The organism is Pandoraea apista (assembly GCF_001465595.2).
Taxonomy (GTDB): domain Bacteria; phylum Pseudomonadota; class Gammaproteobacteria; order Burkholderiales; family Burkholderiaceae; genus Pandoraea; species Pandoraea apista.
This window is the reverse complement of sequence record NZ_CP013481.2, coordinates 3,442,180-3,457,410: the sequence shown is the minus strand read 5'-3', so window position 1 is coordinate 3,457,410 and position 15,231 is coordinate 3,442,180. Positions and strand designations below refer to the sequence as shown.

Annotated in this window: 15 protein-coding genes; 7 read left to right on the top strand and 8 right to left on the bottom strand. The window is 62.7% G+C overall.

The window, feature by feature from the left end; genetic code table 11:
• Nucleotides 1–58: 58 nt before the first annotated feature.
• The 8 genes from AT395_RS15775 to AT395_RS15740 form a co-directional block, all read right to left on the bottom strand.
• Complete coding sequence (locus AT395_RS15775; protein WP_042116528.1) at nucleotides 59–493, bottom strand: diacylglycerol kinase; 435 nt, start codon at nucleotides 491–493, stop codon at nucleotides 59–61.
• A gap of 38 nt (nucleotides 494–531) precedes the next feature.
• Nucleotides 532–1,566, bottom strand: a complete 1,035-nt coding sequence (locus tag AT395_RS15770) for a glycosyltransferase family 4 protein (protein WP_042116527.1) — start codon at nucleotides 1,564–1,566, stop codon at nucleotides 532–534.
• 174 nt (nucleotides 1,567–1,740) lie between these two features.
• A complete protein-coding gene (locus tag AT395_RS15765) occupies nucleotides 1,741–2,667 on the bottom strand; it encodes a UDP-2,3-diacylglucosamine diphosphatase (protein WP_376738475.1) in 927 nt (308 codons plus the stop codon).
• A 245-nt stretch (nucleotides 2,668–2,912) separates the two neighbouring features.
• Nucleotides 2,913–3,869: an esterase/lipase family protein gene (locus tag AT395_RS15760; protein WP_053086408.1), complete on the bottom strand. Its 957-nt coding sequence runs from the start codon at nucleotides 3,867–3,869 to the stop codon at nucleotides 2,913–2,915.
• Nucleotides 3,866–4,309 (bottom strand): RDD family protein, encoded by a 444-nt coding sequence (locus tag AT395_RS15755; protein WP_048629720.1) that lies wholly within the window; start codon nucleotides 4,307–4,309, stop codon nucleotides 3,866–3,868. The genes AT395_RS15760 and AT395_RS15755 overlap by 4 nt, the downstream gene beginning before the upstream one ends.
• Nucleotides 4,310–4,694: 385 nt before the next feature.
• Entirely contained in the window at nucleotides 4,695–5,543 is an 849-nt protein-coding gene (locus AT395_RS15750; RefSeq protein ID WP_048629719.1) for a DUF3106 domain-containing protein, read from the bottom strand.
• Between the two features lie 22 nt (nucleotides 5,544–5,565).
• Complete coding sequence (locus AT395_RS15745) at nucleotides 5,566–5,994, bottom strand: DUF3619 family protein (RefSeq protein WP_042116524.1); 429 nt, start codon at nucleotides 5,992–5,994, stop codon at nucleotides 5,566–5,568.
• On the bottom strand, nucleotides 5,991–6,563 hold the full coding sequence (locus tag AT395_RS15740) for an RNA polymerase sigma factor (RefSeq protein ID WP_042116523.1): 573 nt from the start codon (nucleotides 6,561–6,563) through the stop codon (nucleotides 5,991–5,993). The genes AT395_RS15745 and AT395_RS15740 overlap by 4 nt, the downstream gene beginning before the upstream one ends.
• A gap of 449 nt (nucleotides 6,564–7,012) precedes the next feature.
• On the opposite strand from AT395_RS15740, the gene AT395_RS15735 reads away from it, so the two are divergent.
• The 7 genes from AT395_RS15735 (at nucleotide 7,013) to AT395_RS15705 (ending at nucleotide 15,126) form a co-directional block, all read left to right on the top strand.
• Nucleotides 7,013–8,782 (top strand): acetolactate synthase 3 catalytic subunit, encoded by a 1,770-nt coding sequence (locus AT395_RS15735; RefSeq protein WP_042116522.1) that lies wholly within the window; start codon nucleotides 7,013–7,015, stop codon nucleotides 8,780–8,782.
• A gap of 84 nt (nucleotides 8,783–8,866) precedes the next feature.
• Nucleotides 8,867–9,358, top strand: a complete 492-nt coding sequence (gene ilvN, locus AT395_RS15730) for an acetolactate synthase small subunit (protein WP_010806091.1) — start codon at nucleotides 8,867–8,869, stop codon at nucleotides 9,356–9,358.
• A gap of 78 nt (nucleotides 9,359–9,436) precedes the next feature.
• Nucleotides 9,437–10,453, top strand: coding sequence for a ketol-acid reductoisomerase (ilvC, locus tag AT395_RS15725; RefSeq protein ID WP_042116521.1), 1,017 nt, complete (start codon nucleotides 9,437–9,439; stop codon nucleotides 10,451–10,453).
• A gap of 366 nt (nucleotides 10,454–10,819) precedes the next feature.
• Entirely contained in the window at nucleotides 10,820–11,455 is a 636-nt protein-coding gene (locus AT395_RS15720) for a phosphatidylserine decarboxylase (protein ID WP_048629723.1), read from the top strand.
• A 160-nt stretch (nucleotides 11,456–11,615) separates the two neighbouring features.
• Nucleotides 11,616–12,494: a CDP-alcohol phosphatidyltransferase family protein gene (locus tag AT395_RS15715; protein WP_039374156.1), complete on the top strand. Its 879-nt coding sequence runs from the start codon at nucleotides 11,616–11,618 to the stop codon at nucleotides 12,492–12,494.
• Nucleotides 12,495–12,688: 194 nt separating this feature from the next.
• The gene (gene lysM, locus AT395_RS15710) at nucleotides 12,689–13,174 is read left to right on the top strand and encodes a peptidoglycan-binding protein LysM (RefSeq protein WP_042116520.1); all 486 of its coding nucleotides are present in this window, start codon (nucleotides 12,689–12,691) and stop codon (nucleotides 13,172–13,174) included.
• 407 nt (nucleotides 13,175–13,581) lie between these two features.
• Complete coding sequence (locus tag AT395_RS15705; RefSeq protein WP_042116519.1) at nucleotides 13,582–15,126, top strand: 2-isopropylmalate synthase; 1,545 nt, start codon at nucleotides 13,582–13,584, stop codon at nucleotides 15,124–15,126.
• Nucleotides 15,127–15,231 lie beyond the last annotated feature (105 nt).

Below are 15,231 nucleotides of genomic sequence, written 5' to 3'. Positions count from 1 at the left end.
AACGATTATACCCGGCAGCCGCGTACTGCCAAACATGGGAGGGGGACAAAAGGCAATATCAGAAAAGCGCCGTACGTATCAGATCGACGATGACGGGCCCGGCGAGCGAAGCCCAGGTGAGCAGACAGAGGCCGAGCGCGACGAGGACCGCCGCACTGCCGAAATCCTTCGCACGCTTGGAGAGTTCGTGCCGTTCGAGCGAAATGCGGTCGATGGCGGCTTCGATGCTTGAGTTGACCAACTCGATGATGAGCACGAGCAGGACCGAGCCAATGAGCAGTACGCGCTCGACAGCGTTGACGGGCAGGAAGATCGCTGCCGGCAGCAGGATGGCGGCGAGCGCCAGTTCCTGCCGGAAAGCGCTCTCTTCGAACACGGCAAACTTGAATCCGGACAGGGAGTACTTGAGGGCGCGCCAGGCGCGCATGACACCCCGGTTGCCCTTGTACGGATTCGGTTGTTTGTCGCGTGGCGGCGGGTGATCGATGAACAAGCGTCAGGTTCCTCGCCGCAACGGGCGCTAGAAGTGGGTCAGATCGCGTGGGCGAGCGACGGCTCGGGCTTGCGCGGATGCAGATGAGAGACGAACTCTTCAGAGGCAGCCTGCCACGAGAACCGCTCGGCCCAGGCCCGTGCACTGGCTCGCGAAACCTTGAGCGCATCGAGACAGGCCTCGCGCAGATCCTCTCGCAGCGCGCCAGCGTCGCCTTCGGGGCAGCCGTCGAGCACATCGATCGGGCCGGTCACCGGGTAGGCCGCTACCGGCAGGCCGCAGGCCATTGCCTCAAGCAGCACCAGACCGAACGTATCGGTGCGGCTCGGGAAGACGAACACGTCGGCCGACGCATACACCTTCGCCAGCTCGGGCTGGGAGAGCATGCCAAGATAATTCACATCGGGGTAGCGCGAGCGCAGTTCGGCCAGTTGTGGCCCTTCGCCCGCGACCCACTTCGAGCCCGGCAGATCCAGCTTCAGGAAGGCTTCGATGTTCTTCTCCACGGCAACGCGCCCTACGTAGAGGAAAATCGGATGTGCTGAATTTAGCACATGTGCCTCCTGCACACGGAAGATGTCGAGGTCGACGCCGCGTGTCCACAGCACCACGTTCTGGAAGCCGTTCGCTTCGAGATCGCGCTTGACCACCGGGGTCGGTGCCATCACCGCGCGCGACGGCTTGTGGAACCAGCGCAGGAAACGGTAAGTCGTGTTCAGCGGAAAGCCGAAGCGCGCCTGCACATATTCGGGGAAGCGCGTGTGGTAGGCAGTGGTGAACGGGAAGTCGTTGCGTATTGCCCATTTGCGCGCGGCCATGCCGAGCGGGCCTTCTGTGGCGATGTGCAGGGCATCCGGGCCGAATTCCTCGATGCGGCGCGACACACGGCCGCCGGCAAAAAACGCGAGGCGAATTTCCGGGTAGGTCGGGCACGGGATCGTGCGGAATTCCTGAGGCGTGAGCAGCTCGACACGGTGGCCGGCGGCTTCCAACTGAGCGCGTGTGTTCTTCAGCGTGCGGACCACGCCATTGATCTGCGGATCCCAGGCGTCGGTGACGATCATGATTTTCATCGGGCGCTCCTTCGCGCACATGTGCGCATCGGTGACACACGCGCAGCCGCGCGCGAGGGGGGCTCACGTACGGCGCTGCTCTGCCGTGCGTGCGCGGAGGGTTATCGAACCGGTTTCGCCAGAATGGCTGCGATCGCGGGATGGGCGGGCATGGGCGACGCCCGCCGGATAGGTTCAGGCACTGACCGGCGTTGCCCGTGCACTGGCTCGTACGCTGCGCTTCTGCGTCCAGTGGACGATGCGCAACTCGCCTTCGGTGGTCTCGACAAGCGCCGAGAGACTCTCGACCCAGTCACCGTCGTTGCAATACAGCAGCCCGTCGATCTCGCGAATCTCGGGCTTGTGGATGTGACCGCACACAACGCCGTCGCAACCACGCCGACGCGCTTCGTCCGCCATCACGTTTTCAAAGGCGGAAATGAAGTTCACGGCGTTTTTCACCTGATGCTTCAGGTATTGGGACAAGGACCAGTACGGGAAGCCGAAGCGCGTGCGCACACGGTTGAACCAACGGTTGAGCAGCAGCGTGAGCGTGTAGAGCGAGTCACCCAGGTAGGCGAGCCATTTGGCGTGCTGAATCACGCCGTCGAACAGATCGCCGTGCGTAATCCACAGGCGCTTGCCGGTGAGCGTGGTGTGAAACGCCTCGTCGCGCACTGCGATGTCACCGAACGCCAGCCCGCAGAACTGACGTGCCGCCTCGTCGTGATTGCCGGGGACGTAAATCACCTGCGTGCCCTTGCGTGCGCGGCGCAGCATCTTCTGTACGACATCGTTGTGCGCCTGCGGCCAGTGCCAGCCTTTGCGCAGATGCCAGCCGTCAATGATGTCGCCGACCAGATACAGATAGTCCGACTCGTGGTGACGCAGGAAGTCGAGCAAATATTCCGCCTGACAGCCTTGCGTGCCGAGGTGAATGTCGGAGAGCCAGATCGTGCGGTAGCGGGTGATGCCTTCGGGGGGCGGATCGAGCGGATCGGGCGTGTCGGGCGGCAGATCGATCGTGGAGGGCGGTGAGGCGGGGGGGCTGGCGGGCGGGGCGGCGGGGCGGCCCGGCGGGGTATCTGCGAAGTGGCCGGCGCGAGCCGCAGGTGTGGAGATCGGCAACTCGAAGGTGGGTATCGTCGTCATAGCGGCTCGCACGTCGCGTTGAACATGCGTGCATTGCGCCATGACTTCGTGAAGGGACGATGACAGTCACGCTCGTGTCGCGAAAGTGTCTTGCGACGTCGCGGCAATGAGACACCGCGGGCGTGCCTCCGCCGCCTCCGCCTCGTTTGCCCTATGCGGATGTGTCGCGTACCGCGCAATGCGACCACGCGATGACGGCAGACGTGTCAGACGTGTCAGACGTTATGCCGCAGGCCTTGCGCTACACGCTCGAGCGTTTCGAGCACGAGTGCCCGGGCGCGCGGATGCGTCGCCAGCGATACGTGTCCGAGCCGGTCCAGCGCAATGTTGCGGGCACCGGGCAGTATCGAGGTCCGAACGGGATAGACAACGTTGTCGTGGAACGTGTAGATCGACGTGATGCGGGCGCGCTCCGCGTCGGTCTCACGATTCGCAAGCGCCATGAGCCATTCGCTGCCAACGCTCATCTGGCGAACGTTCTGGCCAATGCCGTGGCGTGCGTGCAAGGTGCCGAAATGCGGAGAGCCGAGCGTGATGGTGTGAGCGACGGGCAAGGTCGGATAGCGTTGCAGGCAGGCGCGCGCCGCAAGGCCGCCCATGCTGTGACCCACGATGACAACAGGCAGCCGCGTACGCTCGGCAAGCGCTTGTGTGGCGTTCGCTATGTTGGCTGCATAGTCGTCGATGTCGCCGAATATCGGGCCGAGGTTAATGGCGTCGGCGTGATAGCCGGCGTCTGCCAGATGACGCGAAAAACGCAGCCAGAACGCGCGATTGCAGCCATAACCATGCAGCAGCAGTACGGCGACGGGGCGCGCCGGGCCATTGGGGGCAGCCAGCGGGGCGGCGCTGCGCCAGGGCTGATAGAGGTCGAGCAACAGGATTGACGCTGCGCATTCGTATGCCCACACCGCCACATTCGTGCCGGCCGGCGTGCGCCGTTCCGAGGTTGGGTCGCCGTGCGCGGCCATGATGAAGCCGGCTGCCAGACCGATGGCGTGGGAGACGGGCAGCCATAGCAATGTCCACAGAACGGTCGTCCAGGGGCTGTGCCAGGCGGCCCAGGTCGCTATGGCGACAACGATGGACAACGCGACTTCGATGCCCCCGTAGATCAGATGCGGGCGCGAAGGGCGCACCACGCGGAGGCTGGCCGGTGGTGCCGTGCTCATTTGCCGAGCACGCTGACGAGGCGCGTGCCGGCGAGCCGGTCGTGAACGAACTGGTGATCCGGCATGACCCGCATGGCCAGGGCCCAGAGTACGACCCAGCCCGCGAGCAATACGACACTGCTCCAGCCCGTGAAGCCGAGCGCCCAGTCGAGCGCCATGGCCGGCAGCACCCACAACCAGGCGAGCACGTAGCGCAGGATGGCGCGACCGGCACGCACCGGTTGGCCCTGCGCGTCGACCAGCCGGATTTTCCACGTCTTCATCGCCAACGTCTGGCCGCCATGGGTCCAGAACCAGACGAAGTACGCGCCGAGAACGAGAAACAGCCAGGTTTGCATCGCGTGGCGGTACATCAGGCCGCTGCGCTGCTGGGTCAGAGCGCTGAAAAGGTACCCGGCAAGAAACAGCACGCCGAAGAGCAGCAGTGATTCGTAGACCATCGAGAGCAGGCGGCGCCGCAGTGTCGGTACAGCGTAGCTACCCGGTGTGCCGGCGGCAGGGGGCGGCGAGGTTGCGGGGCCGGGCGAGTGAGACGGCGTGGCAGGCTGAACGACGGGCGGAATAACAGTCGGAATAACAGGCTGAGGAGGCCGAGCAGCAGGTTGAGAGGCGGAGTCGGTCATCGCGGCGTGGTCTGGAGTCTTTCTTGTCTGGTGCCCGACGCCGCGCCAACGCACCGCGCAGGCAGGTCTGTCGAGCTATCTGCCACTCATTATGCGGAAGAATGGGCGGATGGGCCAGCCGCTCTGCGGACCTGCCTGCCGCCGGAATGCAAACGGCCGCCCGAAGGCGGCCGCAGCGTCATACGTTGGCTGACGAGGTGTGTCAGTTATGGTGATAGATCTCGGAGTTGAAGACCGCATCACCGTTCTTGTCGGCGCTCGCAGCTCCGGCGCTGGCAGCGCTCGTGCTGGCGCCTGCGGGTACTGATGTCGCCGCCGAAGGTGCCGGAGCCGCCGGCATCGGCTGCGCGCTTGGCGCGGACGCCCCCGAGGGCGCCGGGGTCGGCAACGGAGCGTTTTTGGCCGCAGGGCCGACGTCCTTGCGGTGCACGGCTGCATACGGATTCTTCACGCCCGTGCGGCCCGACGGCGGCGCGCTGACCACGTTAGGGCGGTTGGCTTGCTTCTTGTCGTCGGCAGCCAGACGCTTTTTCTGTTCTTCGGTGAGCTGCTGGTACTGCTGCCACACCTGCGCCTTGCGTTCTGGCGGCAGGGCCTTGGCGTTCTGATAGCTCTCGCGCGCCAGTTTGCGCTGCTCCGGCGTCAGGCCCACCCAGTCGGCCATGCGGTCATGCAGACGTTTGCGGCCTTCGGGCGACAGTGTGTGAAAGCGCTTGGCGATCTCGATCCATTTGTCGCGCTGACGCTCATTCATCCGATTCCAGTTCTGCGCGAGCGGGGAGAGGGCTTCTTGCTGGCTCGGTGTGAGCTTGGCCCAGAGTCCGCCGGGCGACGGCGTGGCGGCCGCCGGTGCGCTCGCTGCCGCATCGGTTGTGAGACTGCCCACCGGCGCACTGACGGGGCTGCCGGTGCCGGGAACGGACGCGCCGGTAATGAGCGGTGGCGCGTCGGAGACCGGCTCCGGCGCTTGCGAGCGGCGCAGCGCGGCCGTGCCGGCAAGCGCGGCCACGATTAGCGCGGCGACCAGAAAAAGTACGTTGCGTCGCGTCACTGGTCGGTCTTGAGTGGGGGAACTACTGGGCACGCTTCAGATACGCGTTGAAACCGTGATCGGCATAAGCCGACAGCGGCAGTTCGTCGCTCAATACGGCAGCATCGATATCTGCCAGATCCTGAATGTGCTGCCGATGTTCCCAGTACGCGATACCCGCCAGACCGATCACCAACGCGGCGAGCGGCCACAACAGGCCCAGGCGTCCCAGCTTGTCGAACGCGCGCCGCGGCCCGCCGATGTCCGGCGAGTGCACGGCACCCACGCCCGCGAGCACCAGCGCCGGTTGCACAACGGCGACCGGTTCCGGCTTTTTACGGGCGAGCGCCTCCTGGCGAGCGGCGGCCAGCCGGGCCGCGATATTCGGCGACGGCGTGTCGGACGCTTCGTCCAATGCACGCCGCACGCGATTTGCGAAGCGGATTTCCCTCGTTTCCAGATCGTGACTCATAACCTGATCCCTTTTGCCTTCAACGCCTGCGCCAACGCGTGGGTCGCACGCGAACAGTGCGTCTTGACGCTGCCCTCCGAACACCCCATCGTAGCGGCGGTCTCGGCAACGTCCATGTCTTCCCAGTAACGCATGAGGAAGGCTTCTCGTTGACGTGTCGGTAGTTTCTGTATTTCCGTCTCGATGATCGAGAGGATTTCGGCACGCGAAACGGAGTCTTCGCTGCTCTCGGTCTGCACAGACCCGTCTTCGCCCAGCAAGGTTTCCAACGGGTCGAAATCGTCGCGTTCGTCGTCGCCGGGACCGGCGAGATTCGAAAATAGCGTGACCCAGGTGTTGCGCACCTTTTGCCGGCGGAAATAGTCGTGAATCGTGTTCTGGAGAATGCGCGTGAACAGCAGCGGGAGGTCAGCCGGCGGCTTGTCGCCGTACTTCTCGGCCAGGCGGATCATCGCATCCTGAACGATATCGAGGGCGGCCTCGTCGTCGCGAACGGCATAGACGGCCTGCTTGAAGGCGCGCCGTTCAATGCTCGCGAGAAAATCCGCCAGTTCCTTGTCAGATGCCATCCGGTGGGGTGCACGCAGCGTTTGCCGCTGCGTCTGTGAAATGCCGTGTAAGCGTAAAGATCACGTAAAGATCGCGTAGTCGGAGCGGATGCTACCAAAAACGCGCTTCGCTGTAACCGCTTTTGCATCCGGTGGTGCCACGTTTTGTACGACGCCGGTTTCGTCAGGTTCCTATCGTGTGAAGATTTTGCACCAGCATGGGGCGACATGGGTGGCGTCGTGTGGATTGTCCGAGGCGGACTTTGCAATCATGCTGCAAATGCATAATCTCGCTTGACCATTTTGCTGCGAACCGGTAAGGTTGCCAGTTCGCAATATCTGTGATTGTCTCAATATCGGCACGCCTATCCGGGGTGTCCATCATTCAGACGCGCAGCTTGAGCCCGAACCACAAGTTCGCGGGGAGAGCACCCGATCAAAATTTTTGCCGAAACTTTGAAAGGTCGACGATGAACATGCCAAGCGCGGAATTCTCCGAGGCGGAAGCTACACGCCACCAAAACACTTCCGAAGACATGATTGGCGCCGAGATTCTCGTGCGCTCGCTTCAGGAAGAAGGGGTCGAACATCTGTGGGGTTATCCCGGCGGTTCGGTTCTCTACATCTACGACGAACTCTACAAGCAGGACAAGATCCAGCACATTCTGGTGCGCCATGAGCAGGCAGCCGTCCATGCGGCCGACGCTTATTCGCGTTCCACCGACAAAGTCGGCGTGTGCCTCGTGACGTCTGGGCCCGGTGTGACCAATGCGGTCACCGGCATTGCCACGGCGTATATGGATTCGATCCCGCTCGTGATCATCACCGGGCAGGTGCCGACGGCCGCGATCGGTCAAGACGCCTTCCAGGAATGCGACACGGTCGGCATTACGCGTCCGTGCGTAAAGCACAACTTCCTCGTGAAGGACGTGCGCGATCTCGCCGCCACCATCAAGAAAGCCTTCTATATCGCCAAGACGGGCCGTCCGGGCCCGGTGCTGGTCGACATTCCGAAGGACGTGTCCAAGGCGCGCTGCCGCTTCGAGTATCCGAAGTCGGTGTCGCTGCGCTCGTACAACCCGGTCACGAAGGGCCACTCGGGCCAGATCCGCAAGGCGATGAGCCTGCTGCTCTCGGCCAAGCGTCCCTATATCTACACTGGCGGCGGCATTATTCTGGCCGATGCATCGAAGGAACTGAACCAGTTCTGCGATCTGCTCGGTTATCCGGTGACCAATACGCTCATGGGCCTGGGCGGGTATCGCGCGAGCGATCCCAAGTTCCTCGGCATGCTGGGCATGCACGGCACGTACGAAGCCAACATGGCCATGCAGCACTGCGACGTGCTCATTGCCATCGGCGCGCGCTTCGACGACCGCGTGATCGGTAATCCGGAACACTTCTCCGAGCGTGCGCGCAAGATCATTCACATCGATATCGACCCGTCGTCGATCTCCAAGCGTGTGAAGGTCGATATTCCGATCGTCGGCGACGTGAAGGAAGTGCTGCGCGAAATGATCGAGAATCTGCAAACGGCCGAGCATGGTCCGGACACCGCGGCGCTCGCCGACTGGTGGAAGCAGATCGAGGAATGGCGCGCGCGCGATTGCCTCGCCTTCGATCGCGAGAGCGAAATCATCAAACCGCAACATGTGGTCGAGACCTACTGGAAGCTCACGGACGGCGAAGCCTTCGTGTGCTCGGATGTCGGTCAGCACCAGATGTGGGCCGCGCAATACTATCGCTTCAACAAGCCGCGCCGCTGGATCAACTCAGGTGGTCTGGGCACGATGGGCTTCGGCCTGCCGGCGGCCATGGGCGTAAAGATGGCGCATCCCGATGCTGAAGTCGCCTGTATCACCGGCGAAGGCTCGATTCAGATGTGCATTCAGGAACTCTCGACGTGTTTGCAATACCGCACGCCGATCAAGATCCTGTCGCTCAACAACCGCTATCTGGGCATGGTCCGCCAGTGGCAGCAGATCGAATACAGCAAGCGTTATTCCAGTTCGTACATGGACGCGCTGCCGGACTTCGTGAAGCTCGCCGAGGCCTACGGTCATGTGGGCATGCGCATCGAGAAGTCGTCGGACGTCGAGCCGGCACTGCGCGAGGCGTTGCGCCTGAAGGATCGTACGGTATTCATGGATTTCCAAACGGATCCTACCGAAAACGTCTGGCCGATGGTCCAGGCGGGCAAGGGCATCAGCGAGATGCTGCTCGGTTCGGAAGATCTGTAAACAGAGGCGCGCGCGCCGTCAGTCGTCGCCGGTGTGACCGGCGCGGGTGCGACGCCCCCACACTAGGACAATCCGGGATACACCATGAGGCACATTATTTCTGTTTTGCTCGAGAACGAGCCGGGCGCGCTGTCGCGTGTGGTCGGCCTTTTCTCGGCGCGTGGCTACAATATCGAGACACTCACCGTCGCGCCGACCGAAGACCGGTCGCTCTCGCGCATGACGGTGGTCACGACAGGCTCCGACGACATCATCGAACAGATCACCAAGCACCTGAACCGGCTCATCGAGGTGGTGAAGGTGGTGGATCTGACCGAAGGGGCGCACATCGAGCGCGAGCTAATGCTCATCAAGGTTCGCGCCGTGGGCAAGGAGCGCGAAGAGATGAAGCGGATGTCGGATATTTTCCGCGGCCGCATCATTGACGTTACTGAAAAGACCTATACGATCGAACTCACCGGGAATTCGTCGAAACTCGACGCATTCATCGAAGGGCTGGATCGTACGGCGATTCTCGAGACGGTTCGTACCGGTGGCTCGGGCATCGGGCGCGGTGAGCGCATCCTGAAGGTCTGACCGGCAACGGCAACGCGGTAAGCGGATTTCGATCCATTCTGATTTCAGTTATTTTTTGGCATTACGGGACAATTCCAAATGAAAGTTTTCTACGACAAAGACGCCGACCTCTCCCTCATCAAGGGCAAGCAAGTCACGATCATCGGTTACGGCTCGCAGGGCCATGCTCACGCACAAAACCTGAAGGACAGCGGCGTGAGCGTGACGGTCGGTCTGCGCAAGAATGGCGCTTCGTGGAACAAGGCGGTCAACGCCGGCCTGAACACCAAGGAAGTGGCAGAAGCCGTGAAGTCGGCCGACATCGTCATGATGCTGCTGCCGGACGAGCAGATCGCCGACGTGTACAAGAACGAAGTGCACGCCAACATCAAGGAAGGCGCCGCACTGGCCTTCGCGCACGGCTTCAACGTGCACTACGGCTGCGTGATCCCGCGTGCTGACCTCGACGTCATCATGATCGCCCCGAAGGCCCCGGGCCACACGGTGCGCTCGACGTACTCGCAAGGCGGCGGCGTGCCCCACCTGATCGCTGTGGCGCAAGACAAGTCGGGCGCCGCCCGCGACATCGCGCTGTCGTACGCTGCGGCTAACGGCGGCGGACGTGCCGGCATCATCGAAACGAATTTCCGCGAAGAAACCGAAACCGACCTGTTCGGCGAACAAGCCGTGCTGTGCGGCGGTACCGTCGAACTGATCAAGGCCGGTTTCGAAACGCTGGTCGAAGCCGGTTACGCGCCGGAAATGGCCTACTTCGAGTGCCTGCACGAACTCAAGCTGATCGTCGACCTGATCTACGAAGGCGGCATCGCCAACATGAACTACTCGATCTCGAACAACGCTGAGTACGGTGAGTACGTGACCGGCCCGCGCGTGGTGACCGAAGAGACGAAGAAGGCGATGAAGCAGTGCCTGACCGACATCCAGACCGGCGAATACGCCAAGTCGTTCATTCTGGAAAACAAGGCCGGCGCTCCGACCCTGATCTCGCGTCGTCGGATCACGGCCGAGCACCAGATCGAGCAAGTCGGCGGCAAGCTGCGCGCGATGATGCCGTGGATCGCCAAGAACAAGCTCGTCGACCAGTCGAAGAACTAAGTACGACGCGCCGCACAATGCGTACGCCCAGCCATTCGGGGTGCACGCGTTAGCGGCGCACGGCGTGGCGGGGTGGGCGCGTGACGCGCATCGCTTCGTGACCCGTCGCTCCGGGCCGTTCGTTTTGCCGTGGCTGTCGCTATGGCAAGGCGGACGGCTTTTTTCGTGTGAGTGCCGAATCGGCGGCGTTCCCGGGGAATGGCCGAGTCCCGTCTCGGGCTTTGCCTTTATGACGCGAACGTGTCGATTGGGGAAAAAGTGTCGCCACGCCGCGCGCATTGCTACAATGCCGCCACGCCACGGTTTGGCCCAACGCAGGCCGACCCGCTCACTCAACCGTTTTACCAAGGACGCGAGTTCAATCGCATGAATTATCCTCACCCGATCATTGCCCGCGAGGGCTGGCCCTTCCTGGGTATTGCCGTCGCCGTCGCGCTTGTCGTGCATTTCATGGCTGGCGTGTTTTGGGCCGCGCCGTTCTGGGTGATCGCCCTGTTTGTTCTGCAGTTCTTCCGTGACCCGCCGCGTCAGGTGCCCCAACAGGCGGGTGCCGTGCTTTCGCCGGCGGACGGCCGCATTGTGGCCATCGAAACCACGCAGGACCCCTACGCAGGTCGTGAAGCGCTGAAGATCAGCGTGTTCATGAACGTCTTCAATGTTCACTCGAATCGTGCCCCGGTTGACGGCACGGTGACCAAGATGGAATATTTCCCGGGACGTTTTTTCAACGCCGATCTCGACAAGGCATCGCTCGAAAACGAGCGTAATGCACTGGTGATCGACGTAGGCGGCCAGATTGTCACGAGCGTGCAGGTTGCCGGGCTCATCGCGCGCCGGATTCTCTGCTACGTGAAGCCGGGCGACGCGCTCACGCGCGGTCAGCGTTACGGCTTTATCCGTTTCGGCTCGCGTGTCGACGTGTACCTGCCGCTGGGCTCGCGCCCGCGTGTGGCGATCGGCGACAAGGTGTCGGCGACCTCGACGATTCTCGCCGAACTGTAAGCCCGGCGCGTACGCTCAACCCCGAGGCCGCGAGCGGCGCTGCGACGTCAGGTCGTGCGTCGCTGTGCCGCGGCCTGCAACTGCTTTCGCTTCTCACGTTCCAATAGCGGTGATCCGTCGCGGGTTCGCCCGCAGTCTCAGCATCGTCAAGGAGGTACAGATGCCGGAAAACCATCGCGGCCGCTTGCGCAACAATGTCAGGCATCTCTCGCCGTTCGGCCGTCACAAGAATCCATCCGCAGAGCCATCGATGAACGAAGACCACGACCAAGGTGCGGAGGACGACCTGCCGGTGCGCCCGCGCAACCGCGGTATCTACCTGCTGCCGAACGCTTTTACGACGGCTGCCCTGTTCTGCGGCTTCTTCGCGATCGTGCAGGCAATGAACGACCGCTTCGAGCAAGCCGCCATCGCGATTTTCTTCGCCATGGTGCTCGACGGCATGGACGGGCGCGTGGCGCGCATGACCAACACCCAGAGCGCGTTTGGAGAGCAATACGACTCGCTCTCCGACATGACCTCGTTCGGCGTGGCGCCGGCGCTGGTGATGTACGAGTGGATTCTCCACGAGATCGGCAAGTGGGGCTGGCTCGCGGCGTTCGTTTATGTGGCGGGGGCGGCGCTGCGGCTCGCGCGCTTCAATACGAACATCGGCGTTGTCGACAAGCGCTTCTTCCAGGGGTTGGCAAGCCCGGCTGCTGCGGCGCTGATCGCTGGCTTCGTATGGATCACGATCGACAACAAGTTGCCGGTCAATGTTTTCTGGATGCCTTGGGTGGCCTTCGGTCTGACGATCTACGCCGGCATGTCGATGGTGTCGAATGCGCCGTTCTACAGCGGCAAGGCGCTCGATGTGCGCCAGCGCGTGTCGTTCGGCGTGGTGCTGCTGTTCATGGTCGGCTTCATTCTGGTGTCGTCAGATCCGCCGCTGGTGCTCTTCGGGCTGTTCTGCCTGTATAGCATTTCCGGGTATGTGCTCTGGGGGTTCCGCTTCCTCAAGGGCCGCCGGCAGCGCATTTTCGGCGAAGTCGACGAGTAAGGCAGTCGGTACAAGGGGCGTCTCGGTACGCCCCTTGTCGCATCTGGGCGTCAACGTTGTCACGCGAATCTGCATGGCAATGCTGTAGTCTTGCGAATGCAGGCTCAGAAGTACCCCCCTGGCCCGGGCATGCCGTGGTAAATCCGGCGGTTTCCGGCGCCGTTTCCGTTGTTCTATGTGACGAAGGAGAAATTATGGGCATTCTGGACTTCGTGAAAGAAGCAGGCGAAGCGCTGTTGGGCAGCAAAGCGCAGGCCGCCGAGGCCCCCGCACCGGGTCCCGATGCGGACGCGGCCAACCGCAATGCGGCCGACGCCATCGAGAACTACATCAAGACGCAGAATCTTGACGCCACCGGCCTGACCGTGACGTTCGACGGCGCCTCTCGTACCGTGACCGTGTTCGGCGTGGCCGCCGATCAGGCGACCAAGGAAAAGATTCTGCTGTGCTGCGGCAACGTGAAGGGAGTCGAGAAGGTGGACGACAAGATGTCGGTGTCGACGGCGTCGGCCGAAGCCACGTATCACACCGTCGAGAAGGGCGACACGCTCTCGGCCATCTCGAAGAAGGTCTACGGCGACGCCAACAAGTACAACACTATCTTCGAAGCCAATAAGCCGATGCTCTCCAGCCCGGACAAGATCTATCCGGGGCAGGTGCTGCGTATTCCGCCGGCCTGATCCGGTGCGTCTCTCGTGACTCTCGGCCCGGCCCTGCGCCGGGCTGTTTCGTTGGGGCTGGCGGCCATGACTGGGCGGCGGCGAGCGCCCGTCCGGATGCGGCTTGCGGCCCGCGCTGCGCGTTGCGAAATCACCCGATTGCGACTATATTGGCGCTCATGATTTCAGGCGTCACCCCGGCTTCGGGCCTTCCTCACGCACCGCCAATGCTATGCCTGCACGCGCGTCGCGCGCTGATTCCCTCCCGGTAGTTGCCCGCCCGTACGACGATCCTCCGGCTGTGCGACCTGCGACCTGCGCCGTGACGGAATGCTCCTGGGCGTCGGCGCGGCACCCGGCACGCAGATTCGCCGCATCGAGACATCAAGAACAAACCGAACCCTACAAGATCCCCACAGGAGAAAGTCATGGCCGATAAGCTGATCATTTTCGATACGACGTTGCGCGACGGTGAACAGTCGCCCGGCGCATCGATGACGCGCGACGAGAAGATTCGCATCGCCCGTCAACTGGAGCGTCTGCGCGTGGACGTCATCGAAGCAGGCTTCGCTGCCAGCTCGAACGGTGACTTCGAAGCGATTCAGGCCATCGCCGGCATCGTGAAGGACAGCACCGTCTGCTCGCTCGCCCGCGCCAACGATCGCGATATCGCGCGTGCTGCCGAGGCGCTCAAAGGCGCGAACTCATCGCGTATTCACACGTTCATCGCCACGTCGCCGCTTCACATGGAAAAGAAGCTGCGCATGACGCCGGATCAGGTGTTCGAGCAGGCAAAGCTTGCGGTGCGGTACGCGCGTCAGTTCACGGACAACATCGAATTTTCGCCGGAAGACGGCAGCCGTTCGGATCTGGATTTCCTGTGCCGCGTGCTCGAAGCCGTCATCAACGAGGGCGCCACGACCATTAACGTGGCCGACACCGTGGGCTACGGCGTGCCGGAACTCTACGGTCAGCTCGTGCGCACGCTGCGTGAGCGTGTGCCGAATTCGGACAAGGCGGTCTGGTCGGTCCACTGCCATAACGACCTCGGCATGGCGGTCGCGAATTCGCTGGCAGGCGTGCAGTTGGGTGGCGCGCGTCAGATCGAGTGCACGATCAACGGCCTTGGCGAGCGCGCCGGCAATACGTCGCTTGAAGAAGTTGTGATGGCGCTCAAGACCCGCAAGGACTATTTCGGTCTCGAACTGGGTATCGATACGACGCAGATCGTGCCGGCCTCGAAGCTCGTTTCGCAAATCACCGGCTTCAACGTCCAGCCGAACAAGGCGGTCGTGGGTGCGAATGCGTTTGCTCACGCATCGGGTATTCATCAGGACGGCGTGCTCAAGGCGCGCGACACCTACGAGATCATGCGCGCGGAAGATGTGGGCTGGACCGCGAACAAGATCGTGCTCGGCAAACTCTCGGGCCGTAATGCGTTCAAGCAGCGTTTGCAGGAGCTGGGTATCGAGATGGAGTCGGAGCAGGACGTGAATGCCGCGTTCACACGCTTCAAGGAGCTGGCCGACCAGAAGTCCGAAATCTTCGACGAAGACATTCTGGCTATCGTCTCGAACGAAGCGCAGGCCGAACGCGGCGAGCATTTCTACCTCGTGTCGATGGCGCAGCATTCCGAGACGGGAGAGCGTCCGAGCGCCCGTGTGGTTTTCACCGCGCAGGGCAAGGAGCTGGTCGGCGAGGCCGAGGGCAATGGCCCGGTCGATGCTGTGCTTAACGCCATCGAGTCGCAGGTGCAGAGCGGCGCCGAGCAATTGTTGTACTCGGTCAATGCCATCACGACCGGCACGCAATCGCAAGGCGAAGTGACGGTGCGTTTGTCGAAGGCCGGGCGCATTGTGAACGGCGTGGGCACGGACCCGGATATTGTGGCGGCGTCGGCCAAGGCGTATCTGTCGGCGCTCAACAAGCTGTATTCGAAGGCCGAGAAGCTCAACCCGCAACTCACGCCGTGATCGACGCCGTGGCTGTCGTGTCGATAGCCGCGGAGAGTCAAAACGCCCGCATCCGGAGGTCCGGTAGGCGGGCGTTTCTTTTGAGGGCGCGGGCAGTGCCCGAAA